Here is a 26355-nt window from a genome sequence, read left to right as displayed (position 1 = left end):
AGAATTTAATCCAATGTCATTAGTTTATAAAATGACATTGGATTTTGTTTAATTTGTCTTTATTAAATAAAATTAAAAGTATAGTCATCTAAAACCCATTTATCAGTTAAATCACGAGGATGTCTATTTTTTTTGCCGTGATCATCTTTAAAGCATTTTAAATTTATCTCATTATATTGAACGAGAATTTTTTCTAATTTTCTTTTTTCAGTAATATATTTTTTATTATCGCTTCCCCAAGCAATTATAACTGTATTACATTCTTTTAATGATCCGATTATATAATCTATATTTTTCAATTCATACTGATTTTCACGTTTTGAAAGCTCAGTGGTATAAGAAGACATGTATGCGAAAAGATTTAAAATAATTAATCCACCATAGTCATGGTCTACTAAGAAATTAGTTACGTTAGTCACAGTTCTATCACTCTTTAATTCACTAGCCTTACTTGGATTTACCATTATAATTATAGCTTTCTTTTTATGTTCATCCCAAATTTTAGTTAACTTATACCTATATTTTTCATTATCAGAAAAAATAGCTTCATTACAAATAATAGATTTTTTAATTTTCATAATTATCACCCCTAATTAAATTATAATTTATTATGTGATTTTATCAAATTTAAATTATTGTATATTCTTTTATTAAAGTAAATTATCATAGTAAATTAGTATAACACTTATAGAAAAATCTCTTAAAAGTTTGTTAATTTGAAGATAGAAAATATAAATTATTATTTAAGGTATAAAATGTAACAAAATACTTCTATTGTAAATATTCTAATAGTAGAGTATTACAGGAGGTTTACCGTATGAGTTATGAACCTTATACTTGCATAGACTGCGGTAGTGAATTTTGTCCTTGCCATTTAGCTGAATCAGGAAATTGTATTCTTTGTTCACATTTGGATGGTAAGGATTTTTGTGACTGTTGCAATTGGAATGGGGTTTGTATATACCATGAATTTGTTACAAATAATTTTGAAAGCAAACCAGGCAGAAAATATCAAAAGTGTAACGTTGTATCAAAGAAAATAATAGATGATAAATTATTAATTTTAAAAATATCTGCTAGTGAAAAATTAGTTAGTGAACTTGTTAATCCTGGAAGTTTTGTTTTCTTAAGAAAGGAAGATACTGAGAGCACTTATAACACACCAGTATCTGTTATGGAAAATGACCCTATAAATGATACATTAACTTTTGCAATAGAAATAAAAGGACTGAAAACAAAAGAGTTAGGCAAAATAAATGAAAATGAATCACTTTTAGTAAAAGGTCCTTTTTGGAATGGAATATTGGGACTTAATCCAATTATGGAGTGTAAAAATAAAATATGTTTACTTATAGCTCGTGGAATTGGTCAGGCACCATTATTACCAGTTATGGAGAAATTAAAACACAATAATAATAAACTTATAGTTATGATAGATAAGGCTCCTTTTGAAAATATATTTATAAAAGAGGAATTAGATAAATATGCAGATGAAGTAATAGAATGTAAAACTATTATAGATGGTGGTTTATTAAGCGGAAAGTTTAAAAAAAGTTTAGAACATGTATTAATGGAACATGATTTTGCCATTGTTCATTGTGATGCTGCAGATATTTTAAATTATCAAGTTATGAGAATAGTAGAAGCTCACAATAAAGATATAAAATTTTCTTGTTGCAATAATGAAAAAATGTGTTGTGGAGAAGGCGTTTGTGGATGCTGTACTATAACAAACAATGATGACAAATTAAGAAGACTTTGTAAACTACAAGCTGATCCTAAATACATTTTGGAAGGGAGGAGAAATCTGTGAGGGTTGTCGTAATTGGTGGTGGATGGTCTGGTGTAGCTTCTGCTATAACTGCAAAAAAAGCTGGAGCAGATGTAACATTAATTGAAAAAACTGATTTATTATTAGGTCTAGGCAATGTTGGCGGTATAATGAGAAATAATGGAAGGTATACTGCTGCTGAAGAATTACTAGCACTAGGTGCTGGTGATTTAATCAATATAACAGATAGAAATACTAGACACAAAAATATAGATTTTCCAGGTCATAAACATGCCTGGCTTTATGATGTTAACAAAATAGAACCTGATGTTAGAAGATATGTTAAAAGTTTAGGAATAGATGTAAGATTAATTACAAGAGTCGTAGATGTAGAAAAAAGTGAAGATAAAATAACAGGTGTATATATAAGTGATGGAAGTTTTATAAGTGGTGATGTATTTGTTGAAACAACTGGTTCAACAGGACCTATGGGTAACTGCTTAAGATATGGTAATGGATGTTCAATGTGTATATTAAGATGCCCATCTTTTGGACCAAGGATTAGTGTAAGTTATAGAGCCGGTGTTGAAGATATTAAAGGTGAGAGAGATGAAGATGTATTTGGAGCATTTAGTGGTTCATGTAAGCTTGCAAAAGAAACATTATCTGATGAAATTGTAAAACAACTAGATGAAACTGGAGTTGTAGTGTTAACAGTTCCTAAAGAAGATGTAAACTTAGATAAATTAAAACAAAAAGTATGTCAACAATATGCACTAAAAGAATTTGCAGAAAATATAATTCTTTTAGATACAGGACATGCAAAACTTATGACTTCATACTATCCATTAGAGAAATTAAGAAAAATTAAAGGACTTGAAGATGCTAAGTTTGTAGATCCGTATGCTGGTGGAAAAGGAAACTCCATAAGATATCTATCAGTTGCTCCACGGGGTGATGATATGAAAGTTGATGGAATATCCAACCTATTCTGTGGTGGAGAGAAGAGTGGACTATTTGTAGGTCATACCGAGGCAATATGCACTGGTAGTCTTGCAGGTCATAATGCTGTAAGAAGTTATCTTGGAATGCCACTTTTAATACTTCCAAGAACTATTGCTATAGGAGACTTAATTGCATATGCAAATGAAAAAGTTAAAACTAAAGAAGGTAGAAGAAATAGATACACATTTGCAGGTGCAGAATATTTTAAACGAATGGAAGAAACAGGACTTTATTCAATTGATAGTGAAGAAATTTATAATAGAGTAAAAAAAGTTAATTTGGATGATATATTTAATCAAAAACTAATATAGAAATAAAGAGCTGCTTTAATTAAAATGTACCCTTTGTCAAGGACAGTTTAAAAAAAGTCTAGGCAGAACTAAGAAGATGATTTCTGTATTTAACAGGAGTCATCTTTTTTAAATGCCATTGGCCTCGATAATTATTATAGTAATTAACATAATCATCTATTTCACATAATAATTCCTCAAATGTATTACAATTTTTAATATTTGTTTCATCTTTAAAGTGTCCCAAAAATGATTCCTGCGGAGCATTATCCCAGCAGTTTCCCCTTCTAGACATGGATTGTCCTATATTATAACTTTTTATTAGTTTCTGAAATATAGGACTAGTGTAATGAACTCCTTGATCTGAATGAATAAATGTATCTGACGATAATAAATTATTAGTTGAAGCCATAAGTTTTTCAATAGTATCTGTCACAATTTCTATCTTGAGACTCTTTGATAAATTATAACTTAATATTTCATTGGTAGAAGCATCTAAAATGGTGGACAAATAAGCCTTTTGACCATTATTGTAAAATAGATATGTTATATCTGTAAGCAGCACCTTTCCAGGTGTTTCTTGCTTAAAGTCTCTATTTAACAAGTTTGGCAAGACTGAATGTTCTTTAGTAGATTTCATCATTCTTCTATATGGATTAGGTTTTCTATGAGGACAAAATATATTATACTTTTTCATTATTCTTCGAATGCGTTTTAGATTGTAAATAATATTGAATTCATTTTCTAAAGTCATCTTAATCTGTTTGGCACCTTTTCTACGATTTTTGAAATTGAATGCCATTAATATATTATTATAACTTTCTAAATCATGCTCTTCGCATGATACACGATTAGTGTGTGACTTTGGAGAAAAATAGCTATAGTATCCAGAACGAGAAACATTAGATAATTCACATAAATAACTAACCATATTTTTAAGTTTATATTTCTCAATTATTGAATTTATAATGATATATTTTTCTTGAGTTAGCAATCTTACTTCTGAACACTCACTCCCCTCTCTAGCTGTTCTAACTTTTTTAACAATTCATTTTCAGCTTGTAATAGTTTAATCTTAGCTTGTAACTTTTCATATTTTTCTTCAATAGATAGATTTCGCTCACTAGGCCTTCCAGTATTGAACTTTCGAGTATCTTGGAGTTGAGACACCCCACTTTTTTGATAAGTCGTACGCCATCTATTTGCTGACGATTTAATACGATTCATACCTATAATATCTATATCAAATCCACATTCTTCGAATATTTGTCTTGGAAGTTTTCCTTTTTCATTTTCAGCTATAAATAATCTTTTAAATTCATCTGAATAAGTAATTCCTTTAGCACTAATCTTTTTTACAAATATATTATTAGATAGTATTTCTATTTCTTCTTTAGTAAATAATTTTTTGCTCATTATATTTCGCCTAATTTAAGACATTCTTAATTAATTATACACAAAAGTACCCTATAGGATAGACTTTTTTTATATTGTCTATCCTATAGGGTACATTTTAAACACTTATAATCTACCTTTATTTTTTATTTATTCAGAATCAATTACATCAACTCTATTAAGCATGTAATGCCCTTTCCAATGTACTCCAGGTTGTAGTGCAAGAGAAAATCTAGGATTACCTCGTGGATCTATTTCAGCTTTTAATGGTTCATTTAAAGAACCACAATCAATAATTATTGTTGTTGTTTTGCTTAAATCTAATTCTGCAATTTGTCCTAATTTACCACTCCAAAGTATATTTCCTGAACTATCTGATATTTTAGCTGATGTAAAAAATATAGTATCAGCTTGTGGCAATTTAATTTTTACATGACCATTTGCTTTTTCCATTTCAAGTGGACAGCCACAATTTATACATACTTTTGCTTTATCAGATACATCATTGCTACAATCGGGACATTTTATTAATGCCATCTTCATCCCCCTTAAATCATACATTGTTATATTAACATAATATTTAATAAATTGTAAATATTAAAATTAAATGTAATATTGAATTTTATTCTAGGATTGTAAAGTAAAAGCAAGGTTATTTTATATGTTGAAAAAGAAAAGATGAACTAATATTTGTACTTGATATAAAAATAAGTCACATTAGCTAAACTATATGATTTTTATAGAATATATAGTTTGTCTAATAATAGATATTTAATTCTAAGTTTGTCGAATTTGTGTACATTAATATCCTAAAGAGTTAAAATTTTCATGAGAGAAATAATTTTTTACATAAAGGGGGAGACAACTTGGAAATAGATATAATTTGTTTGTGTATTGTAATTCCAATTAATGGAGTATTAGCAATTTTACCAGCTAATGTTGCAAAAAGAAAAGGAAAGAAATTTAGAACTTGGTATATATATGGATTTTTCCTTTGGATTATAGCAATGCTTCATGCTATATCATTACCAGAAGAGAATAATATAAATTATAATAGTAATACCAATATAAGCAATAATAATAGTGTTGCAAAAAAATCAGAATATAAGATTGTAAGTAGCAATTCTTTTGAGGGTATTTTTGACTTAAATTCACCAGTTGAAATTTTGAGATATGAAATACTATCAAAGGACAATGAGAATGTATATTTCAATATTTCATTTAGAAATTTAAATCAAGGTGTAATTTCAGCTATAATATTAGAGTTACAGGGATTTAATTCATTTAATGAGTTAATAAAGGTTGATGGGAATGATAAATTTACATGTTGTATACAAGATTTGAATGGACAATTAGGAAGTAGTTTTAAGAATATGTATCCTGTATTGTTACCTAAAAAGGATATAAGAAAATTAGATATTACAATAAAAGAAGTTTCCTTTAATGGAGGAAAATTTATTTATAAGAATGAAGCAAATAAAATAGAAGTAGAAGTTGAAAACATAAAAGAAGAGGATGAAATTAGAGTATTAAGAAAACATACACAGGATGGAATTTGTTATGCTAAGGAATATAATAACTTATGGGGGTGTGTATGTGGAAGACCTAATCATGAAAATGTAAAAAAATGTGTTCGTTGTGGATTAGATAAAGAATATGTATTTACAGCATTATCTAGAGAAAAAATTCTAGAAGAAATTAAAGAAGAAAAAAGGATTGAAGAAGAAGAAGAAAAAGAAAGAGTATTAAGAGAACAAGAATTAGAAGAAAAACAAAAGGAGCATCAAGAGAAACAACGAAAAGTTAGAAAAAAGCATATGATATTTGGTAGTTTTATAACAATAGGAATAATTGTTGGTATAGTAGGATTAGTTGATATAAGTCAATATAAAAATAAACCATTATCATATTTTATAATAGAAGGTGATGTAAGAAAAATAAAGAATTCAATAAAATTTGGAGCTGATATTAATGGTATATATGGAGATGGAGAGAAGCTATTTGGAGAAACACCATTAAATATTGCAGTAAAAGAAAAAAATATTGAAGTAGTTAAATTATTAATAGAATTAGGAGCGGATGTTAATAAAAAAGATAATTATGCAGAAACACCTTTTCAAATCGCTGACAGATTGAAAGAAAAGGAAATAGTAGATATATTGGTAGAGAATGGTTCAAATGGATTGAAGGAAAAAGAGCAAGAGAAAAAAGATGAAGAAGCTAAAAGACAAAAAGAAATAGAAAAACAAAAACAATTAGAAGCAGAACAGGCTGAGCAAGAAAGACAACAACAAGAACGAATAGAACAAGATCAAAAACAATATCAATCTTCAATTATTTCAGATGAACAAATTAAAGAAATAATATTAAGAGCAGTATATAGTTATAATGATCCTCCGTTTATACGTACATTAGATGGAATGCGTAAAAATGGAAATCCGAAAGTTGAAGAAACATTAAATGGATGCTTACAAGCTGTAAAAATGACATATGAATATCAAAATAATCAATTAGAGGCTTTGAAAATGTATATATATAACCAATCACCGGCATATTTCATAACTAATCTAAACTAAAATATAATTAAAGTGTAATGAGGAGAATTAATTAATGAGTATTATTTTAATATAATATGTATATCAGTTAGGATAAAACATCCTAACTGATTTGAAAATTAAAAAGTAAAAATTATAATTGTATATATAATGTATAAAAAATAGAAGGTATTGTAGAGTTTCTTTTGTATAAATAAAATTTAGTTTAATTTAAAATAGGAAATTTATATTTTACTATTGATAAATATTTTTAACATATAAAGAGCCATTTGATAGAGTAAATTTGAGAATTTAAGGGTTACTAATAAAGGAAGTTTAAAAATGAATAAAAAAACAAAGATATTAATAATATTTATAGTTATTGCTGTAATTATAATTGGAGTGATAAGTTATGGTGTAAGTATATATGTACAAAATGCAGAACGAAAAGCCATTGAAGAAACTAAAATAGCAATGCAAAAAGAACAAGCAGAAAAAGCGAAGCAAGAAAAGAAGAAAGAGGAAGAAGTTAAAAAGCAACAAGAAATTGAAAAACAGAAGCAATTGGAGGTAGAACAAGCAAGAGAACAAGGATTGCAAGAGAATCAAGAAGAAGAATCACAACTTGTACAGGATGAAGAAGAAAAAAGAGTTATTGGTGAAGAAATAAGAGAACAGATTAATAATGGATATTTTCCATCTGATGAAGAATTTAAAAGTTTTATATTAAATTCTTTTGCAAATTATATGAGAAATAAAGAATTACAATTTGCACAAATAGCTAAAGCAAATAATAAAACAATTACAGATAGAAGTTTTGATGATTTAGCTAATCAGTTTTTTCAAGAAATTAAAAGTACGGAATATTATAAAGCAAGAAATGTGAAACAAATTATGGGTTATATTCTAGAGCAAACACCTAATTTTATCCTAAATAACTTTTTAGTAGATAAATATTAAAAATTATAAACACGTTGAGAGATTATGGTAAGAAATTATAATAGAGTAAAAAGGTTAATTTGAATGATATATTTAATCAAAATAATAATATTTTTTAATTATATGCAAATAAATAAATGTATATTCGTATACATTTGTAAGCATTCAACCGAAGTTAAGTGTTTCGCAATTTATGGTATATTTAAAGGAGGAAAAGTTTGGAACTGGTGATATACTAGTAATGAAAGATACAACTAGTATTGTATCGACATATGGATTAATTTATTGCTTTAATAAAGGGTATGTACCTGATTTGGAGGTAATATATGCATAGTATTATAAAATGGTATAATCAATTAAAGTATAAAAGAAAGAAAATAATAACATTCATAACAATTTCAATTTTAATTTTAATTTCAATTATAATATGGATTTGTACAAGAAGGTATATTGCTAAAAAAGCTATTTTTGATTATATAGATAATCAAGGAATATCTAGGAATGACATTGTAGTTGAAGATTTTGGTAAAGATTGGAAAAATGGCGGGTATAATTATATGATTTCAATTAGAGATGAAGACCCAGAAATCTATTATAAGTTTGATTATTATAAGGGTAACATTGGTTTTTCGGCTTCTAAAATGAATGCTCAGTGGATAAAAGAAAAAACCTGGGGTGGAAATTTTTTAAGCGAATATGAGGAAAAAAATTTAAAATACCCACCATTAAAAGATTAATATACATTAAGTCGCATTAGCTAAACAAGGTAACTCTCAGTAGTTGCCTTTTATTTTTTGTAATAAATTATTTGAAGCAATCACTATTTACTACGATATGTATAATGTGGAATGAATTTACATAGGGGGCGTTAATATGACAAATCTAACCATACCAAGTTTTTTAAGAAGTTTAATTGATACAAACAATAATAAAAATATAAGACCTAAAGGAAAGATAAATAATATAAATACAAATAATCATATTCAAACTAAGAATAATATTAAAAATAAAAATTTTATAGGTAGAAGTGTTGCTTCATTCTTCAAAGGGGGATTAACAGAACTAAAATTTGAAAATAATGTACTGAATATTAAAGAGGGTGTTAATTATAAAGCCAAAACCTTTTTTAGTGGAGATGCAGAATTTACAATAAAGGATTATAAACTTACTAAGCTTATGCAAGTTATTGGAATTGATGATTCAGAAATTTTTTCCAATCAAGAATTAGATGATATAGGAAGAACAGAGCAATTTATTGAGCTTTTAGCAGGAGAGTATCCAATTGATAAAAAGCTTATGCTACTTAGAACATTTTATCCTAATCCATTAGATAGGAAAATTAGGCTTGAAAAATTAGGAGCAGAATGTAATAAGGAAATATCTTTTAATGGCTGTAGTGAAAACTTATATTTTGATGAGAGTGGATGGTTATATACTAAAGAGGAATTAAAAAATCTTAGAGGTGCTTATTTAGAAAGAAATTTTTTTGAATATGGATATAATGAAAATTCTGAAATTATAATAGACGGCAAGGAATATAAATTAGATGAAACAGGACATATATCAGGAATACCAGAAGATGCTATATGTATTCATGGAAAGGTAAAATTAATAAAATAATTTCATATTAGCTTAAAAGATAGTTCTTAGGAGTTACCTTTTATTTTTATTATTAGAATCAATACAATCATTTAATAGATTCTTTTCATATAAGTATGTAATTTCGTCTTGATAATTCTTAGATTGAATATCAGTTAAAAAATAAACAGAAAGATAATAAATAAAAAAATAAGCAAACCTAAGTGAGTTTGCTTATTTCTTAAACAATTTATTTGAAAGATAATGTGACAACATTATAGATATAGGCAATAATACAAGCATTATTAAAAGTACTGATAATATACTTAATAAAGTTATATACTTAGGGAAAATATTCATTAATACATCTTCAACAAAGAAACCTGTAATTTTATATAAAATGTACCAAAACAGTAATGTTGTTAAAATAAAAAATATGTTAGATTTTACTTTATTCATAAAACACCTCATAATAATTTTTAAAAATTATATGCACATAAATAGTTGTATATTCGTATTATCATTATATTTGATAACAGAATTATACGGTATACATTAATGCTATGGATTTTAATTCATTTAAAATAAGTATATTCTAAAAAAATGTATTAGATATTAATTCATAGTTAATATATTTTTTTAGATGTATTAATTATATATACACGTCCAAATTAAGAGGATTTCGAGATAGTACTACTCTTGAGTGGGTCCAAGTTTTGAAATTAATGATTTTGAAGGTGAATTTGGAAACTTATATAAAATACAAAATCAAATTCTAAGAAGATTTTATAAATCAATGAGTTAGTTAAAGTATAATTTTAATAAGCAATAAATTGAATACATAAGAAGAGGATTATTAATATTTATACAGAATATAAATGTTAAATAAGCAATTTAGAAAAAGTAGATAAGAAATGTCATGAGTAGTACCTATTTTTATAATGAGAAAAGGGGAATATTAATGAAAGAAAATTTTAAAAGAGTATGTTTATCAATTTATGATAGATCAGTTTATAAAGAGGCATATCTATATATAAGACAATTTAAAACTTTAAGGTTTATATGAATATATTAAAGAAAAATAAAAAAGTTAAATTATTGATTCTAACGTTCTTAATAGTTATAGTGTTAGTTTTTGTTCTTCCATTTTATATGCCTTTTATGCCACAATATTCTATAAGATTATACTTCAACAGTTATAATACAAAAAACTATGAATTATATAAAAAAGTTACTGCTAGAAATATGGCTTGTGATATAGATACGTTTAATGAAAAAGGTAAATCATATGTATTTTTTACTAAAAGAACTAAAATGGATAAAGAAACTTTAGAATCAAATATATATGAAATTAAAAGATATAATGATATTTTAAAAAAGTATACAGACAAAGATATACTTTTTTATAACATATATGGTATAAGTAATGACATTGATGAAGTTGTTGGTCCATATATAACATTAATAAGATCTAATAACAAAAATAAAGCAAAGTGGATTGTTCAAGGAATAGGATATTAATAGAGAAAATTATAAAATCTAGAATAATACATTAAATATTAATTTATAAAATAGGGATTACACATATACTAATTTGTGTAATTCTTATTTTATATTTAAAGAAATTATATAAATTTAAGAACTAAATTACAATTATCTTAAAAAATATAAAAGTAGTTGGTATAAGAGTATAGTTTTCAGGTGTTTTTGAAAGTATAAAGTATAGATGAAAAATTATTATTAGGAGGAGTATAAATGGAAAATAATATGGCTATGGAATATCCAATGTTTTGTTATCAATGTGAGCAAACTGCAGGGGGAAAGGGATGTACGAAATTAGGAGTTTGTGGGAAAACACCTGAGGTTGCAGCATTACAAGATTTATTGATTTATCAGATTAAAGGAATTAGCTGTTATGCTAATAAATTAGTTGAAAAGGGTGAAAATGTAGATAAAAATATAGTGAGTTTTATCGAAAATTCACTGTTTACAACATTAACAAATGTAAATTTTGATGCAGATGTTCATATTGAAATGTTAAAGGAATCTCAAAAAATAAAAGAAAAATTAAGGAAAAGTGTTGGTAAAATTGGAAATGACACTGAACATGCTACATATAATTTAAGTGATACTAAATCAGAAATGTTACGAGATGCAAAAAAGGCAGGAATAATGTATGACCAAAATCTTGATCCAGATATACGATCATTAAGACAAACAATAGTTTATGGATTAAAAGGAATAAGTGCTTACGGACATCAAGCAAGGGAATTAGGATATTACGACAATCAAGTTGATAATTTTTATATAAGAGCATTAGAAGCAACTACAGATGATACTCTATCAGTTGAAGAGTTAATAAGGTGGACGATGAGAACAGGGGATATGAGTGTTGCTGTGATGAAAAAATTAGATGAAGCGAACACTACAGTTTATAAAAATCCTTCACCACATAAAGTAAATGTACATATTAAAAAGGGACCATTTATAATTGTATCAGGACATGACTTAAAAGATCTTGAAATGCTATTACAACAAACTGAAGGAAAAGGGATAAATATATATACACATGGAGAGATGATACCTAGTCATGGTTATCCTGAATTAAAAAAGTATTCTCATCTTGTTGGAAACTTTGGTGGAGCTTGGCAGGATCAACAAAAAGAGTTTGATGATATTAAAGGCTGTATACTTATGACAACTAATTGTCTTATGAGACCAAGGGATTCTTATAAAGATAGAATATTTACAACAAGTGTCGTTGGCTGGGATGGAGTTAAACATATAGGAAAGAATAATGATGGTAAAAAGGACTTTAGTGAAATAATTAATAAAGCTTTAGAACTAGGGGGATATGAAGAGGATCAAGAGCCATATGAAATATTAGTTGGATTTGGACATCATGCAACTTTGAGTCATGCAGAAGATATAGTTAATGCAGTAAAGGAAGGAAAAATAAGGCACTTTTTCTTAATAGGTGGTTGTGATGGAGCAAGACCAGGAAGAAACTATTATACTGAATTTGCTAAGAAGGTTCCAGAAGATTGTATAATATTAACATTAGCTTGTGGAAAATATAGATTCAATAAATTAAAATTTGGTGAGGTTGCAGGACTTCCGAGGTTATTAGATATAGGACAATGCAATGATGCATATTCTGCGGTGAAAATTGCAACAGCACTTGGAGATGCATTTGGAACAGATGTTAATGGATTGCCATTATCAATTATTTTATCATGGTATGAACAAAAAGCAGTTGCAGATTTACTTGCTTTATTATCATTAGGAATAAAGAGTATATATCTTGGACCATCGCTTCCAGCATTTTTAAGTCCAAATGTTCTTCAATATTTAGTTGATACATTTGATTTAAGAGCAATAAGCACAGTTGATGATGATCTAAAGTCTTGCTTAAAACAGAATATTTAATATAATAAGTTAACTTTTAAAATGAATGTTTAAGTAGAATTGTATTAAAAGAATAAGGTGATTTATTTACAACAAATTGTTTTGATTTAAGTAGCAATATTAAATAAATTAGATAGTTTAAATTATTTAATATATAAATAAATAGATTTTAGAGAATGTAATTACAAGGTGAAAAAGATGTTTTATGTAATATTGATTATTAAATTATGGAAGTTTAAGAAATATTACTAAATTAACATGTATAATTTACACAAGTAATAACAATTTTTTGCGTCACATGATCCAAAGACCCTTAAATATTAACTTGGACAATAAAAAGATGTATCACCCTTTTTATTGTCTTTTTTTTATAATTGTAATTAAGATTTTAGATTGAGAAAATGCAATTAAATTTATATTAGTATAATGATCAAAAAGCTTTTTTGATAAAGAAATTATTTTTAAAAGAAAATCTTCATTCTAAATTTAATATTTATATGTGCATATAAAATAAGCAGTAACAAACAATATATTTGAAATATATTATTTGGAGGTGCTGTTAATGTTTGAACACAAAAAACAATTACTACACGATGTTAAAGTTGAAAAGCCTAATCCTCAATATGCAGTTTTAATGCAAGAGCAGTTAGGTGGTGGAAATGGTGAGCTTAAAGCAGCAATGCAATATATGGCTCAAAGCTTTAGAATAAAAGATCCAGAAATAAAAGATTTATTTTTAGATATAGCAGCAGAAGAGCTTAGTCACATGGAAATGGTAGCGCAAACGATAAATTTATTAAATGGTCATGATGTAAATATTAATGAAGTTAATAGTGGAGAGGTGCAAACACATGTTCAATGTGGTTTATCACCAGTATTAATTAATTCATCAGGTGCACCATGGACTGCTGATTATGTCACTGTGACAGGTGATTTAGTTGCAGATTTATTATCTAACATAGCATCAGAGCAAAGAGCAAAAGTTGTATATGAATATTTGTATCGTCAAATTGATGATAAAGAAGTTAAAGCAACTATAGATTTCTTACTTAATAGGGAAGAGGCTCATAATGCATTATTTAGAGAGGCATTAAATAAAGTACAAAATACTGGATCAAATAAAGATTTTGGAGTTACTGAGGATTCTAAATTATACTTTAATTTATCTAATCCAGGACCTTCTCATGAAGCACCTAACCCTACTCCGCCTTCATTTGAGAATCCACGAAGATAAAAATATATACGAAATATTTAAAAGCTGTTTATATAATCTAATTAATGATATATAAACAGCTTATTTTTTATATGATGTTTATGAAGTAATTTTATAAAAATGTGTTTACATTAATATATAAGATTATAAAAAAATTGAACTGATACTTAATAAGTATATTGTAAAAATACGGAGTGCTTTAAAATATATCAATTTATACTTTTGTTATTATAAATAAAAAAATATTTAGAAAAATTGATTTAGGTTTAATTAAAATGGTATTTTATACAAATAATTTTAAAAAAAATTAACAAATGTAAAATTTTTTTAAAAATATAGTAAAGTTTTTAAAAAATAATACGAAAATAATGTTGTAATTATATGTTTTAAGTAGAATAATATATAAAAAATAGTAAAAAATATATTAATTGGATTATATTATATAATCATTATTTAATGTATAAATTGATATGAGGGGGACTTAAATATGTATGGAAAAACATTGAAAAAACATATACGTACAACGATATTGTCTATTATAATTGTAGGTGTTTTAGTGTATTTAAAAGGTTTTATGATAAACTTTGTAGATGCTAAAATTATTAATCTTTTAATATTACCTTTTTTAGTTAGTGTTGTTGTAAATGTTATAAAATGGGTGGCCTTTTTTGCTGTGCCATTTATTTGGAAATCAAGTACAATTTCATTTGAAAAAGCTATCAATAAAAATATTCACTTTAAATGTACAGATGAAATTTCTCAATTTATAGTTAAAGTGGGAGCATTATTTTCAATTAGTGAAGCAACTGTGGATAAACACAACAAAAATGAAAAAGGTAAAAAAGGATTTATTAACTGTTTAGAAGTAAGAGATTATGAAAGTAAAGAAGAGAAGGAAATGGTTCTTGCATCACTTGGTGCTAGTTGGAATATTCAAACTAAAAATGAACTTTATGAAACATTAAATCAATTAATAGATGAAAATAATTTTTCAGATGTGGAATTTGATATAAATAACAATAAGTGGTTTGTAAAAATGTTAGAAAAAGAAAATTTAAAGTTTGAAAATCTTAAAAACAAAAGAAGTTCAAAGCATCAAACAGCTTTTAATCTTCAAAGGGCAGTCTTATTATTAAGAGAAGCATTAACTTGTGATTTAATAACTATAGAAGAGTTTGAAGAATTTAAAGCTAATATATATAATCTTATTAAAAAAGAATTTAAGTCAATGGAAGATTTGATTATAGATTATTTAATTGGAGTAGCTTATTTCTATGAAGAAAAAATAATTTTTGGACCTGTAACAATAAATGATAGAATAAAAGGTATAAAAATTTTAATTAAAAACAACTACTTTGATAAAGATTTAAATGATATATAAGATTAATACTTAAGTAGTTTCGGCTATAATGTATAATAAAATAATGAAAAATAATAAATTATAAGAAATACCATATTATTTAAAAATAATATGGTATTTCTTATAATTTAAAATGAACCTTTTATTAAATATATGCGTCTAATTAGTGTAAAGCAAAAAAGTAGCGCTACAATTTGCAAGGAAAGGTAGGAAGTCAATTGAATAAAGAAACGTTTAAAGAAAAAGTTCTTGAGACTGAATCTACTTTGTATAATGTATCTAAATCAATTCTTAGTAATGATAAAGATTGTGAAGATGCAGTTCAAGAAGCAATCCTAAAGGCTTATAATAAATTGAAAACATTAAAAGAAGAAGAATATTTTAAAACATGGCTAATTAGGATATTGATAAATGAATGTTATAGTTTGAAACGCAAAGAATTGAAAACATTATCTTATGAAGAATGTTTTGATATTACTGCTGATAATAATAAAGATGAATATAGTGAATTGTATTTTGCAATTCAAAAATTACCAGAACGCATTAGGATTACAATTGTTCTTTATTATGTAGAAGGGTACTCTATAAAGGAAATTAAAAAAATTTTGAAGATACCTGAAGGAACTGTAAAAAGTAGATTAGCAAAAGGGCGAAAATTGTTAAAAATAAAATTAGAATACATGGAGGAAATCTATGAATAATTATAATTGGAATGATGCCTTTCCAAATACACCTAAGAATTTTAAAAGTAAGGTAAGTATGACATTAAATAGCTTACCAGATGAAAGGGAGCAGGGTATAATGAAAGGTAAAATGATAAAAAGCAAAATTATGGTTGCGTTAGTAGCTACTATGATATTAGGAACAACTGCATTTGCAGGAGGAAAAGTAATATCTATAAATTCAAGTTCAAGTAATATACCAACATATACTAAAATGCCTACAGCAGAAAAAATAAATAATGATTTTGGATTTAATCCTAAATTAGTTGAAAAGTTTGAAAATGGGTATGTATTTACAGGTGGGTATGTTGTAAATAATGAAGGTAAAGATGAAAAAGGAAATTCTATAATGAAAACCAAATCTCTTGATTTTGATTATGAAAAAGGTGATGATAAAATAGGTTTTTATATGGAAAATAAAGAAATAGATGAAGAAACAGAAAAAATACAAGCTGTTGATACGTATAAAAATGTAGAGTTATATTATAATTCTTATGATAATAAAGTTGTTCCAGGAGATTATGAGATGACAGAAGAAGATAAACAAGACAAATTATCTGGAAAATATGTTTTTAGTTTTGGATCTGACGATGTGAGAATTTCCAAGGTTCAAGGATTAAGTTGGAAAGAAAATGGAATTAGATATGGATTTACAGCTATTGACTCCGAAATATCACAAGATGAATTAGTTGAAATGGCTCATCAAGTTATTGATAGTAAATAGAAATATATCATAGATAAAAAATGCCACAATATTTATAAAGAATTTTGTGGTATTTTTTTGTTTATAGAAAATTTAACTATTTAAATAAGAGGTAATAGTTAAATATTAACTAATTGTAAAATAAAACATAAAAATACAAAATAATGCAAATAAATAAATGTATATGATATAATTTTATTGATTTATTAGGAATGTTTAAGGGGGAATAATTTTGGGGTATATTAAAAATCAATGGGAAATTATTAAGATTAATTTTAAAATTAATAGATTATATTGTTTAATATATGTTTTTATGAGAATGATAATTGCATTTATTCCAGCATTTTATGTGGTAGCGTACTCAAAGTTTATTGATAATGTACTTAATTTATATGAAGGTTTATCAAATTATAAGTCATTATTATCATCTTTTATATGGATTACAATATTGACTTTTATAAAATACTTAAGCATAAGTTTTAATGAAGTCATTTCTAATAAAATAAAAATCAACTTATTAAAGGCATTAAAACTTAAAATAGTTGAAAAAAAGGCAAAGCTTAAATATGAACTTATAGAAAATAAAGAAGTTTGGGATTTGATTTATAGAACTTCAAAAGGAATTCCAGATAAGATAAATGTAGGGTTTGTAAGTTTTTTTGATCTTATGGAAATTACTATAAAGATTTTTTCAGTTGTTTTAATATTAGGGAATTTTTCTAAGACAATTGCTGTAATAGTATTTATATGTTTTATTCCTGTTATCATTGTATCTATAAAATCAGGGAAAAATGATTATAGCGGGTATGTAGATATAGAAAAGATTGAGAGAAAAATTGGAAGTTATGAAGAGATTCTTACATCAAAAGAATATGCAGAAGAAAGAAAAATATTTAATTACACTGAATGGTTTTCAAAAAAATGTAAGGATACTTATAATACTATGATATCTATGTTTTTAAAATTTAAGATTAAATTTTATATGAAAGTGAAAATTACTAGCTTTATTATTACATCTATATTATTTATTATAATTTTTCTTCTTATGAATTTAACAATTAATAAAGTTATAACAATAGGGTTATTTACATCTATGGTTGCACAACTTATGGAAATATCTAATAACATAGCTTGGCAACTTTCAGGTATTGTATATAAACTTACTAATAGCAATTTGTATATGAATGATTATTTAAACTTTTATAATCTAGAAGAAACAACTTGTAAATCTTTTCCTAATAATTATTTTGATAGAATTAAAACTATTGAATTTAAAAATGTAAATTTTAAATATCCAGGAAATAGTGAGAATACTCTTAAAAATTTAAATTTAAAACTAGAGAATAATGAAAATTATGCTATTGTAGGAGAAAATGGAGCAGGAAAATCTACAATAACTAACTTTTATTAAAACTTTATGATAATTATGAAGGAGAAATTCTTATAAATGGTATAGAGTTAAAGCAAATAAAAAATGTAACATCGTTATTTGCAGTAGTATTTCAAGATTATGCTAAATATGAAATTAGCATAAGAGATAATATACTTTTTGGTGATAATGATAAAGTATCAGAAAAGATTTTATACGAGTATTTTAATTCTGTAAACTTTAATATAGACAAGAAAAGGTTTGATGAAGGTTTAGATACCGAATTAGGAAGACTTACAAATAAGAATACAGATATGTCAATAGGACAGTGGCAAAAATTAGCTATGATTCGCTCCTTATGTGAAAAAGGAAGTTTTTATATATTGGACGAGCCAACATCTGCATTAGATCCTGTAACTGAAACTATTATATATAAGGATTTTATTAAAATATTAAGTGAAAATCCTGCAATAATAATAACTCATAGACTAGGAGCTGCTAAACTTGCAGATAAAATTATAGTAATTAAAGATGGAACTAATGTTGAATTTGGAAGTCATGAAGAATTGATGTCAAAAGAAAGTTTATATAGAAATATGTATGAAAATCAGAGCAGGTGGTATAGTGATGAAAAGTCAGAATGCATTTAAAATAATGTTTAAAGAAGTAAAAAGAATAGGTTATAAAAACCCAGGTATTACTATAATGATTCTTGTAGCAAGTTTTATTGAAGCTTTATTACTTCTAGGGAATACTATGGCTTTAAAAAACTTTTTTGAAAAAATCACATATGCAGTAAAAAGTAATGCAGGAGTAAGTTACACATTAAGAGCATTTATAATATTATTTATCATTGTAATATTAAGTGATTTTTTTAATGCTTTAAATAATTTTCTTGCAGATAAACAAGCAATGATATCTAGAAAAATTATAATGGAAGAATTTTATATAAAAATGAAAAGTATGAAGCTGTTATATTTTGAAAATCCTAAATTTCTCGATACTTTAGATAAGGCAAAAGCAGGAATGGATGGTAGTATAAATGCAGTTATTTCATTGGAATTTATTTTAGGAAAGCATATTATTTATTTTGTGATAATAACTATATATTTATATAAACTTCATCCACTTTTAAGTTTAACAATTTTTTGTACATTTATTCCTACATTTTTTAGTTATGTACTAAGAAATAGAATTAAAAGTAAATTAGAAAATAGTATTGCATTGCAAAGAAGAAAAGTTAGTGCTTATGAAGATTATATAGGACATAAAAATTATTTTAAAGAAAGAAGACACTTAGGTGCAGTTAAGTTTTTTAAACTGAGATTAGAAAATTCTTTAAATGAACTTACTAAATTAAGTATTAAATCATTCAAAAAAATAAGTATTATAAAATTAATTATTAATTTTATTTATTTTTTAGGTTTTATATTAATAATAGGAATCATATATTATCTTACTTTAATAAAATCTATTTCAGTAGCAGAAACAGGTGCAATTTTAACTACAGTTATTACTATGTATAATCAAATGGATAATCTATTTAATTTTCAGATAGCAGGTGTTTCGGAAAGTTATAATAGTCTTTATAATCTTAATAAAATACTAGATTATGAAGAGGATAACAGTGGAGAACAAATTTGTGAAGACGAAAAAAATATTAATATATCAATGAAAAATGTAGATTTTAATTATCCTAACTCTGAAAAAAAAGTTCTAGAAAATATATCAATAGACATAAATTCTGGAGAAATAATTGCAGTAGTAGGTGAAAATGGCTCTGGGAAAACCACATTATCTAAAGTTATAACAGGCCTTTATGAACCTACAAAAGGAGATATATTTTATAATGGAAAGTCATTTAGAAATATAGATATGACGTCTATTTATAAGAAAATTTCTATAGTATTTCAAAAATTTAATCATTATCCAATAACTGTTAAAGAAAATGTTGCATTAGGAAATATTGATAATTTAGATGAATTAAAAGTATGTAAAGAACTTGAAAAAGTTAATCTTAATTATATTAAGGAAAAGCTTCATGATGGTATAAATACATTACTCTCAAAAGAATTTGGTGGTACAGATTTATCAATTGGACAATGGCAAAGAATAGCTATAGCAAGAGCAAATTATAAAGATGCTTCATTAATTGTATTTGATGAACCCACTGCATCACTAATCCATTACAAGAAATGGATATAATGAAAAACTTTATTGAGACTACAAAAAATAAAACTAGAATACTTGTAACTCATAGAATTGGTGCAGCAAGACTTGCTGATAGAATTATAACTATGAAAGATGGAGAAATCATTGAAGTGGGAACTCATGATGAACTTATTAACATGAATGGAGAATATGCTTATTTATACAATAGTCAGAAGCAATGGTACAATAATTAACTAAGTTATTTAAAATGAATAATTTTTATGAAAAATATGTTATTATTATTTAAAAGATAAAGAAAATTTACAAAATGGAGGAGCATATATCATGATTGAATATAAATTTGATACTCAGTTATTAATTGAAGGAGAAAATCTTTCAGAAGATGGAATTAATGAATATATAAAAAAAAATATTGAAGGGGATTGTTTACTTGCTGTTGGAGATGATGAACTTATTAAAATTCATTTTCATACAAATACTCCATGGAAAGTACTTGAATATTGTGCTTCATTAGGGGAGATTTATGATGTTGTTATTGAAAATATGGAACGTCAAGCTGAAGGACTTAAAGGTTAAGAAATAGATTGTTATATAAATATCGCATTATTCAAGATTTTTGAATTTGCGATATTTTTTATGTGCTTCTATTTTTAGATATTAGGAATAAAGTGAGTAATAACTATTCACTCTTACTTTTTACTTGGTTCCAATATAAAAATAGCATGTAACTTTAGTAGTATCATTTGATAAAGAGATTACTTTAAACTCAAATTCAAAATAACATCTTTCTCAAATAATAATACTAATCTTAAAGTTTATTGCTATATTTATATTTGGAACCAGTTGACAATTGAAAATTGACAATTGACAGTTATGGTTAATATTACTCATTTCATTCCTAATATTTAAAATAGAAATATATAAAAACTACGTTTTTATATTGTTTTCAACTAATTTGCTAGCAAATTTAATAAAAAATCATTCTTTAAAATTGGAAATCCAATTTTCACATCGGATTGGCCCCATAAAAGTAGACTCTAAATGCTAATTACTAGATTATTCTTAAAATTACTATTTTTTAGATTATAGAACTCATTTGGGGTTCTATAATCAACCGAAGAATGTATTCTTTTAAAATTATAGTTATCTACGTATTTTTCAATAGTGTTAATTGCATCTTTTAAATTTTTAAACAGCCTGCCGGCAAGGCATTCTTGTTGTAAATATCTATGGTATGACTCTATATGAGCATTGTAATTAGGACTATGAACAGGTATTCTTTCATGTATTACATTCTCTTGAATACACAATTTTTCAAATTTACTAGCTATGAATTGTGAACCATTATCAGTACGAATTGTTAATTCAGATGTTTTTCCTTTAATACCTCTATTATAAAGAGCCTTTATTAGCACAATCTTAGCTTGCTCTGCATTAGCAGAAAGTGACATATCATATGCTAATATACTTCTATCAAATACATCAATAATAGATGTTAAATATCCTACTTCCTTTGTTTCAGCTATATAAACATATTTCATATCCATTTCCCAAAGTTGATTTGAATCTGTAATTGTGTGATTTTTGCATATTTTAGAATATCTCTTAATACCTCTTCTTTTAACTTCTAATAAATTCATAGCTTTCATTAATCTATAAACCTTTTTCTTATTAATTTTTAGGCTATATTTATTTTTCAAAAGTGCACTAACCTTCTTATAACCATAAAACTGTCCTACTTCATCTTTTTTTATTTGTATTATATGTTTTTGAATTTCTAAGTCAGAAATTTTTTCACCATGTACATTTATACTATATCCTGGAATGTTTCCTTCGGATTGATTTAATGGTTTATTTCCACTTTTAATTAATAACTGTTGTTTATAATAAGTAGATTTTTTTAGTCCTAATATCTTTAATATAGTCTTAGTAGGTGCTCCTATAGAAATCCATTCGGATGCATAAGAGTATAAATTAAGGTCTTCATTTATTTCTTTTTTTTTAATAAATCCCGAAGAACAGCAACTTCTAATTCAAGATCTCTACACTTTTCTTGGGTTTTTTTATACTCTTTTTTGTAGTCTACAATTATTTCTTCATTTTTAAATTGCGTAGCATTCTTAGGTTTTAAAGTTTGTTTATATCTTCTATAATTACATTTCCAATTAGATATTAATCCACTATTTATATTATACTTTGCTGCAACTAGCGAATTGCTTCCAGATGATAAAGCCTCTTCCACAATTTTCACTCGTTCTTCTTCAGTATATTTTCTAATAAAATTTCCACTCATAATGCACCCCTCCATTCATTAATCCTAGTATAATTCCATTTGAATTATGAGTCTACATTTCTATAGGGGCCTATGAGACATTCACTGTCCACCGTCAATTGTCCATTGTCAATTTTTAAAAATATAGATTAAAACTTAAAATTAAAATTCTCAAATAAAACATGAATAACTTAAAGTTTTAACTTGGATTCCTATAGTTGTTGACAACTTAAACTTATAAATGTATTATATGAGTATAAACGCATATACTCATATAAGGCTGGTGATAAATACAATGGATATAATACAAATGTTAAAAGTTTTAGGTGATGAAAATAGAATTAGAATATTAAATTTATTGAAAGATGGGGAACTATGTGTATGTGAGATTGAATATATATTAGGAATTACACAATCTAATGCATCAAGACATCTTACTAAGTTAAATATATTTAACTTAATTATAGCTGACAAAAAAGCTCAGTGGGTTTACTATAGATTAAATAAAAATACATTAGAAGAATTCCCTTTTATAAGAGAACTTTTAGATAATGAATTAAATAAAATGGAGATATGCAATAGTGACAGAGATAACTTAATAAAATATAAAAAAAGTGGAATGAATTGTGAAACATTAAGAGAATATAAAAATGATATTAAAAGCAGTTGTATATGTAATAAATAATTAATGGAGGCAGAAAATGAGTGATTTTAAAAAAGTAGATGTTAGAGATGCTGTACGTAATAGTTATGGGAAAATAGCTATTGAAAATGTAACTAAAAATGGATGTTGTAGTGGTGGAATTAAGTTAAAAAAATCCTCAATAGAAATATCAAGTAAGATTGGATATTCTGATGAAGATATGTCAAATGCCCCTCAAGATGCTAATATGGGCTTAGGTTGTGGAAATCCACAGTTAATAGCTAATATAAAAGAAGGAGAAACAGTTATAGATCTTGGAAGTGGAGCTGGATTTGACTGTTTTTTAGCTTCAAAGAAGGTTGGAAGCAATGGCCATATTATTGGTGTTGATATGACACCTGAGATGATTAGTAAATCAAGAACTATGACTAGAAAATATAAATATAAAAATGTAGAATTTAGATTAGGTGAAATTGAAAATCTTCCAATTGCAGATAATACAGCAGATGTAATTATTTCAAATTGTGTTATAAATTTATCTCCAAATAAACAAAGAGTATATGATGAAGCTTATCGTGTATTAAAAAATGGTGGTAGAGTAGCTATTTCAGATATAGTTCTTATTAGAGAACTAACAGAGGAAATGAAACAAGATGAAAAACTTTACTGTGGCTGAGTTACAGGGGCATCTTCAGTTGAAGAGTTAGAAATATATTTAAAAAAAGCTGGTTTTAGTGAAATTAAAATTGAAACTAAAGAGGTATCAAAAGAATATGCAGAAAAATGGGCACATAATTTAAAAGTTGGTGAATATATTATGTCTGCATCTGTAAAAGCAGTAAAAATTAAAAAATAAAAAACTTATTAAAACATCACAGTGTGGAAGTTAAAGTTCTGTGATGTTTTTTATTATATATGAATTTAAATTTTGTTTAATTAAAAATCATAAATTATAAGCAATATTGAAAATATAGCTAAAACGAAAATAGTATTTAATAATCAATATTTAGAGTTTAAAACTTATCTTTTTGAAGTTTATAAGAAAGAATTAAGTAGAAAAATATATCAGAAATGATACAAATTTATATTTAAAAAGAATCATATACAATATATAACATATATGATACAATTTTCAATAAATATGCAGAAAAATCAGAAAATAAGGAGGGGGAATGTATATGTATGATTTTAGTGTAATAATTCCAGTTTTTAATACAGAAAAATATTTAAGGGAATGTATAGATAGTATTTTAAATCAAGATAATAAAAATTTGGAAATTATTTTAATTGATGATGGATCTACAGATGAAAGTGGTGAAATATGTGATTTATATCATAAAAAAGAATCAAGAATTAAGGTAATTCATCAAATAAATGGAGGACCTTCAAAATCACGTAATTGTGGGCTTGATATTGCAAATGGCAAATATATAATGTTTGTAGATAGTGATGATTATCTTGCAAATAATAATGTTATATCTAAGTTTTTTAGCATATTTGAAGAACATGATTGTGATATTATATACGGAGTTTATAAGGGTTTTATAGATAAAAATTATAAATCATGTACATATGAAATTTATCCAAAAGTATTACGAGTAAAAAATGAAGATATAAAAACATTAAGTACAGAAGAAGTTATACAATTGTTATTTGACAATGAAAACTACTATGTTTCTCCAACAATTAAAATTTATAAAAAGGAATATTTAGATAGAAATAACTTTAGATTTAAAGAAAATGTGTATCTTGAAGATGAAGAATGGACTCCAAGAATACTTTTAAACTGTAAAAAAATATATTTATATAATGATAAATTTTATATGAGAAGAATTAGAGAAGATTCAATAATGACAACAATTAAAGATGAAAAGAGATTAAAAAAAATAGAAGATTTAATTGAAATTTCTAAGGATATGACAAAATATATAGAAACTAATTGTAAAAATAGTAAATTAAAAAATACATTTGAAGATTATTATAAATCATTTAAAAATATTTATATAAGATTATACAATGAAATTACAGATAATAATATTAAAGTTAAAGCAAAAGAGATAATAGAAAACGATCTAAAGGGAAGTGAGTTTTTTGAATAGCTTTGATGAAAGATAAATGAAAAAACGGATTATGTTAAAGAATATTATAAGATTAAGTAATTTGGGGTGGGGGTATGGAGAAAAACAATAGTTTTTACTGGCTTGGAAGTGATGATATGTCTCTTAACAAAGATACAATTAAAAATTGTGGGGAAATAGTTATTGGGTATTATGGTGGTAACACTGAGAGTGGTGCAGATAAGAATGAAGATGCTACATTTTTACTTTGTGATAAAAATAGTAAATGGAAATTTGCCGTCTTACTTGATGCACATGGAACAAGTGAAAGTGCTAAATTAGTTATTGAAAATATAAAAAAAGAACAATGTTCCATAGAAAAAAATTTAAATATGTTTATAAAAAATGCTTTTATACAGTTACATAAATTGTTTTTTGATATGTTTAACAATGAAGATTTTAAAGAAAAGTGTAAAAATGTAAATGGAGAAACAGCATGTTTAATAGTTGCTCAAAAAGAGGAGTATCTTTGGTGGATGTCTATAGGTGATAATCGTGTGTATTTATTACATCCTGAACTTATGGAGTTAAATCAATTTGCATTAAATGAAAGACAATTTTATGAATGGATTGGAAAAGTTAACACTTTTGATTGTGATATTCCTTGTTATACAACTGGAACTAGATTACTAAGAGAAGGAAAAAATTATATATATTTAATTACTGATGGAGTATTAGAGTGTGGAAATAGAAAATTTGAAGATGATAGAGAGTTATGTAATATGTTAGTGGATAATGGTTATATATCAGGAAATATATCAAAAGTTCTTAATGAAGTTCATAAATTAAAGGGAAGAGATAGTGCTACAATGATAGGTTGGAGTTATTTTAATAATAAAAAAGCTCCTAGGCCAACAAGATAAA

Annotated in this window: 28 protein-coding genes; 22 read left to right on the top strand and 6 right to left on the bottom strand. The window is 25.6% G+C overall.

Features of this window, described 5'->3' with window-relative positions:
• Positions 1-62 precede the first annotated feature (62 nt).
• On the bottom strand, positions 63-578 hold the full coding sequence (locus AC07E4_RS15735) for a DUF1643 domain-containing protein (protein WP_051540420.1): 516 nt from the start codon (positions 576-578) through the stop codon (positions 63-65).
• Positions 579-817: 239 nt separating this feature from the next.
• Between AC07E4_RS15735 and AC07E4_RS15730 the strand changes: the two genes are divergently transcribed.
• Together AC07E4_RS15730 and AC07E4_RS15725 are read left to right on the top strand one after the other, a co-directional pair.
• Positions 818-1813 carry a sulfide/dihydroorotate dehydrogenase-like FAD/NAD-binding protein gene (locus AC07E4_RS15730; RefSeq protein ID WP_040329305.1) on the top strand — a complete coding sequence of 332 codons (996 nt, stop codon included), beginning with the start codon at positions 818-820 and terminating at the stop codon, positions 1811-1813.
• On the top strand, positions 1810-3087 hold the full coding sequence (locus AC07E4_RS15725) for an FAD-dependent oxidoreductase (protein WP_478216933.1): 1278 nt from the start codon (positions 1810-1812) through the stop codon (positions 3085-3087). The genes AC07E4_RS15730 and AC07E4_RS15725 overlap by 4 nt, the downstream gene beginning before the upstream one ends.
• 58 nt (positions 3088-3145) lie before the next feature.
• Here the strand turns inward: AC07E4_RS15725 and AC07E4_RS15720 are convergent.
• A protein-coding gene (locus tag AC07E4_RS15720) for an IS3 family transposase (RefSeq protein ID WP_478216932.1) occupies positions 3146-4482 on the bottom strand; the annotation gives its coding sequence in 2 pieces (ribosomal slippage) (positions 3146-4083 and positions 4083-4482; 1338 coding nt in all).
• A 129-nt stretch (positions 4483-4611) separates the two neighbouring features.
• Entirely contained in the window at positions 4612-4998 is a 387-nt protein-coding gene (locus AC07E4_RS15715) for a hypothetical protein (RefSeq protein WP_478216931.1), read from the bottom strand.
• A gap of 329 nt (positions 4999-5327) precedes the next feature.
• Here AC07E4_RS15715 and AC07E4_RS15710 point away from each other — a divergent pair, with 329 nt between their 5' ends.
• The 5 genes from AC07E4_RS15710 to AC07E4_RS15690 all read left to right on the top strand — a co-directional run bounded on the left by AC07E4_RS15710 (position 5328) and on the right by AC07E4_RS15690 (position 9554).
• Positions 5328-7037: an ankyrin repeat domain-containing protein gene (locus tag AC07E4_RS15710; protein WP_478216930.1), complete on the top strand. Its 1710-nt coding sequence runs from the start codon at positions 5328-5330 to the stop codon at positions 7035-7037.
• 300 nt (positions 7038-7337) lie between these two features.
• Positions 7338-7955 carry a hypothetical protein gene (locus tag AC07E4_RS15705; protein WP_478216929.1) on the top strand — a complete coding sequence of 206 codons (618 nt, stop codon included), beginning with the start codon at positions 7338-7340 and terminating at the stop codon, positions 7953-7955.
• A gap of 172 nt (positions 7956-8127) precedes the next feature.
• Positions 8128-8268, top strand: coding sequence for a hypothetical protein (locus AC07E4_RS15700; RefSeq protein ID WP_478216928.1), 141 nt, complete (start codon positions 8128-8130; stop codon positions 8266-8268).
• A complete protein-coding gene (locus AC07E4_RS15695; protein ID WP_478216927.1) occupies positions 8261-8671 on the top strand; it encodes a DUF3139 domain-containing protein in 411 nt (136 codons plus the stop codon). Before AC07E4_RS15700 ends, AC07E4_RS15695 begins: the two co-directional genes overlap by 8 nt.
• A gap of 136 nt (positions 8672-8807) precedes the next feature.
• Complete coding sequence (locus AC07E4_RS15690) at positions 8808-9554, top strand: hypothetical protein (protein ID WP_478216926.1); 747 nt, start codon at positions 8808-8810, stop codon at positions 9552-9554.
• A gap of 192 nt (positions 9555-9746) precedes the next feature.
• Here the strand turns inward: AC07E4_RS15690 and AC07E4_RS15685 are convergent, their stop codons facing one another.
• Entirely contained in the window at positions 9747-9971 is a 225-nt protein-coding gene (locus AC07E4_RS15685; protein ID WP_478216925.1) for a hypothetical protein, read from the bottom strand.
• Between the two features lie 603 nt (positions 9972-10574).
• Between AC07E4_RS15685 and AC07E4_RS15680 the strand changes: the two genes are divergently transcribed.
• The 11 genes from AC07E4_RS15680 to AC07E4_RS15630 all read left to right on the top strand — a co-directional run bounded on the left by AC07E4_RS15680 (position 10575) and on the right by AC07E4_RS15630 (position 21035).
• Positions 10575-11033: a hypothetical protein gene (locus AC07E4_RS15680; RefSeq protein WP_478216924.1), complete on the top strand. Its 459-nt coding sequence runs from the start codon at positions 10575-10577 to the stop codon at positions 11031-11033.
• Positions 11034-11267: 234 nt separating this feature from the next.
• On the top strand, positions 11268-12941 hold the full coding sequence (hcp, locus tag AC07E4_RS15675) for a hydroxylamine reductase (RefSeq protein ID WP_478216923.1): 1674 nt from the start codon (positions 11268-11270) through the stop codon (positions 12939-12941).
• Between the two features lie 541 nt (positions 12942-13482).
• Entirely contained in the window at positions 13483-14154 is a 672-nt protein-coding gene (locus AC07E4_RS15670) for a manganese catalase family protein (RefSeq protein ID WP_040329297.1), read from the top strand.
• A gap of 466 nt (positions 14155-14620) precedes the next feature.
• Positions 14621-15514: a DUF1266 domain-containing protein gene (locus AC07E4_RS15665; protein ID WP_478216922.1), complete on the top strand. Its 894-nt coding sequence runs from the start codon at positions 14621-14623 to the stop codon at positions 15512-15514.
• A gap of 197 nt (positions 15515-15711) precedes the next feature.
• Entirely contained in the window at positions 15712-16194 is a 483-nt protein-coding gene (locus AC07E4_RS15660; RefSeq protein ID WP_478216921.1) for an RNA polymerase sigma factor, read from the top strand.
• Positions 16187-16939 carry a hypothetical protein gene (locus AC07E4_RS15655; RefSeq protein ID WP_478216920.1) on the top strand — a complete coding sequence of 251 codons (753 nt, stop codon included), beginning with the start codon at positions 16187-16189 and terminating at the stop codon, positions 16937-16939. The genes AC07E4_RS15660 and AC07E4_RS15655 overlap by 8 nt, the downstream gene beginning before the upstream one ends.
• 211 nt (positions 16940-17150) lie before the next feature.
• Positions 17151-18329, top strand: a complete 1179-nt coding sequence (locus AC07E4_RS15650; protein ID WP_478216919.1) for an ATP-binding cassette domain-containing protein — start codon at positions 17151-17153, stop codon at positions 18327-18329.
• Positions 18330-18355: 26 nt separating this feature from the next.
• Positions 18356-18937, top strand: a complete 582-nt coding sequence (locus AC07E4_RS15645; RefSeq protein ID WP_478217275.1) for an ATP-binding cassette domain-containing protein — start codon at positions 18356-18358, stop codon at positions 18935-18937.
• Positions 18915-20492, top strand: coding sequence for an ATP-binding cassette domain-containing protein (locus AC07E4_RS15640; RefSeq protein ID WP_478216918.1), 1578 nt, complete (start codon positions 18915-18917; stop codon positions 20490-20492). Before AC07E4_RS15645 ends, AC07E4_RS15640 begins: the two co-directional genes overlap by 23 nt.
• Entirely contained in the window at positions 20492-20692 is a 201-nt protein-coding gene (locus tag AC07E4_RS15635) for a hypothetical protein (RefSeq protein WP_478216917.1), read from the top strand. Before AC07E4_RS15640 ends, AC07E4_RS15635 begins: the two co-directional genes overlap by 1 nt.
• Positions 20693-20783: 91 nt before the next feature.
• Complete coding sequence (locus AC07E4_RS15630; protein WP_478216916.1) at positions 20784-21035, top strand: kinase to dihydroxyacetone kinase; 252 nt, start codon at positions 20784-20786, stop codon at positions 21033-21035.
• Positions 21036-21496: 461 nt separating this feature from the next.
• On the opposite strand, the gene AC07E4_RS15625 is transcribed toward AC07E4_RS15630, so the two are convergent.
• Together AC07E4_RS15625 and AC07E4_RS15620 are read right to left on the bottom strand one after the other, a co-directional pair.
• Positions 21497-22402 (bottom strand): IS3 family transposase, encoded by a 906-nt coding sequence (locus AC07E4_RS15625; protein WP_478217274.1) that lies wholly within the window; start codon positions 22400-22402, stop codon positions 21497-21499.
• Between the two features lie 44 nt (positions 22403-22446).
• Positions 22447-22752, bottom strand: a complete 306-nt coding sequence (locus AC07E4_RS15620; RefSeq protein ID WP_478216915.1) for a helix-turn-helix domain-containing protein — start codon at positions 22750-22752, stop codon at positions 22447-22449.
• Between the two features lie 274 nt (positions 22753-23026).
• On the opposite strand from AC07E4_RS15620, the gene AC07E4_RS15615 reads away from it, so the two are divergent.
• From AC07E4_RS15615 to AC07E4_RS15600, 4 genes are all read left to right on the top strand, one after another.
• Positions 23027-23416, top strand: coding sequence for an ArsR/SmtB family transcription factor (locus AC07E4_RS15615; RefSeq protein ID WP_040329288.1), 390 nt, complete (start codon positions 23027-23029; stop codon positions 23414-23416).
• Between the two features lie 16 nt (positions 23417-23432).
• On the top strand, positions 23433-24230 hold the full coding sequence (gene arsM, locus AC07E4_RS15610) for an arsenite methyltransferase (protein ID WP_158644496.1): 798 nt from the start codon (positions 23433-23435) through the stop codon (positions 24228-24230).
• Positions 24231-24552: 322 nt separating this feature from the next.
• Positions 24553-25473: a glycosyltransferase family 2 protein gene (locus tag AC07E4_RS15605; protein WP_478216914.1), complete on the top strand. Its 921-nt coding sequence runs from the start codon at positions 24553-24555 to the stop codon at positions 25471-25473.
• 74 nt (positions 25474-25547) lie between these two features.
• On the top strand, positions 25548-26354 hold the full coding sequence (locus AC07E4_RS15600) for a PP2C family serine/threonine-protein phosphatase (protein ID WP_478216913.1): 807 nt from the start codon (positions 25548-25550) through the stop codon (positions 26352-26354).
• The last annotated feature ends 1 nt before the right edge of the window (position 26355 follow it).

The sequence above is a fragment of the Clostridium amazonense genome (assembly GCF_056431285.1).
Note: the sequence above shows the minus strand (reverse complement) of the source record. Positions and strands in the feature narration are given on the sequence as shown.

Excerpts from the sequence above, each read along its gene's own strand:
- AC07E4_RS15615 (WP_040329288.1), top strand. The coding sequence starts at position 23,027 with ATGGATATAATACAAATGTTAAAAGTTTTAGGTGATGAAAATAGAATT.
- AC07E4_RS15620 (WP_478216915.1), bottom strand. The coding sequence starts at position 22,752 with ATGAGTGGAAATTTTATTAGAAAATATACTGAAGAAGAACGAGTGAAA.
- AC07E4_RS15695 (WP_478216927.1), top strand. The coding sequence starts at position 8,261 with ATGCATAGTATTATAAAATGGTATAATCAATTAAAGTATAAAAGAAAG.
- AC07E4_RS15700 (WP_478216928.1), top strand. The coding sequence starts at position 8,128 with ATGGTATATTTAAAGGAGGAAAAGTTTGGAACTGGTGATATACTAGTA.
- hcp (WP_478216923.1), top strand. The coding sequence starts at position 11,268 with ATGGAAAATAATATGGCTATGGAATATCCAATGTTTTGTTATCAATGT.
- AC07E4_RS15605 (WP_478216914.1), top strand. The coding sequence starts at position 24,553 with ATGTATGATTTTAGTGTAATAATTCCAGTTTTTAATACAGAAAAATAT.
- AC07E4_RS15680 (WP_478216924.1), top strand. The coding sequence starts at position 10,575 with ATGAATATATTAAAGAAAAATAAAAAAGTTAAATTATTGATTCTAACG.
- AC07E4_RS15690 (WP_478216926.1), top strand. The coding sequence starts at position 8,808 with ATGACAAATCTAACCATACCAAGTTTTTTAAGAAGTTTAATTGATACA.
- AC07E4_RS15705 (WP_478216929.1), top strand. The coding sequence starts at position 7,338 with ATGAATAAAAAAACAAAGATATTAATAATATTTATAGTTATTGCTGTA.
- AC07E4_RS15600 (WP_478216913.1), top strand. The coding sequence starts at position 25,548 with ATGGAGAAAAACAATAGTTTTTACTGGCTTGGAAGTGATGATATGTCT.
- AC07E4_RS15655 (WP_478216920.1), top strand. The coding sequence starts at position 16,187 with ATGAATAATTATAATTGGAATGATGCCTTTCCAAATACACCTAAGAAT.
- AC07E4_RS15730 (WP_040329305.1), top strand. The coding sequence starts at position 818 with ATGAGTTATGAACCTTATACTTGCATAGACTGCGGTAGTGAATTTTGT.
- AC07E4_RS15685 (WP_478216925.1), bottom strand. The coding sequence starts at position 9,971 with ATGAATAAAGTAAAATCTAACATATTTTTTATTTTAACAACATTACTG.
- AC07E4_RS15640 (WP_478216918.1), top strand. The coding sequence starts at position 18,915 with ATGAAAAGTCAGAATGCATTTAAAATAATGTTTAAAGAAGTAAAAAGA.
- AC07E4_RS15665 (WP_478216922.1), top strand. The coding sequence starts at position 14,621 with ATGTATGGAAAAACATTGAAAAAACATATACGTACAACGATATTGTCT.
- AC07E4_RS15630 (WP_478216916.1), top strand. The coding sequence starts at position 20,784 with ATGATTGAATATAAATTTGATACTCAGTTATTAATTGAAGGAGAAAAT.
- AC07E4_RS15670 (WP_040329297.1), top strand. The coding sequence starts at position 13,483 with ATGTTTGAACACAAAAAACAATTACTACACGATGTTAAAGTTGAAAAG.
- AC07E4_RS15735 (WP_051540420.1), bottom strand. The coding sequence starts at position 578 with ATGAAAATTAAAAAATCTATTATTTGTAATGAAGCTATTTTTTCTGAT.
- AC07E4_RS15635 (WP_478216917.1), top strand. The coding sequence starts at position 20,492 with ATGAAAAACTTTATTGAGACTACAAAAAATAAAACTAGAATACTTGTA.
- AC07E4_RS15715 (WP_478216931.1), bottom strand. The coding sequence starts at position 4,998 with ATGGCATTAATAAAATGTCCCGATTGTAGCAATGATGTATCTGATAAA.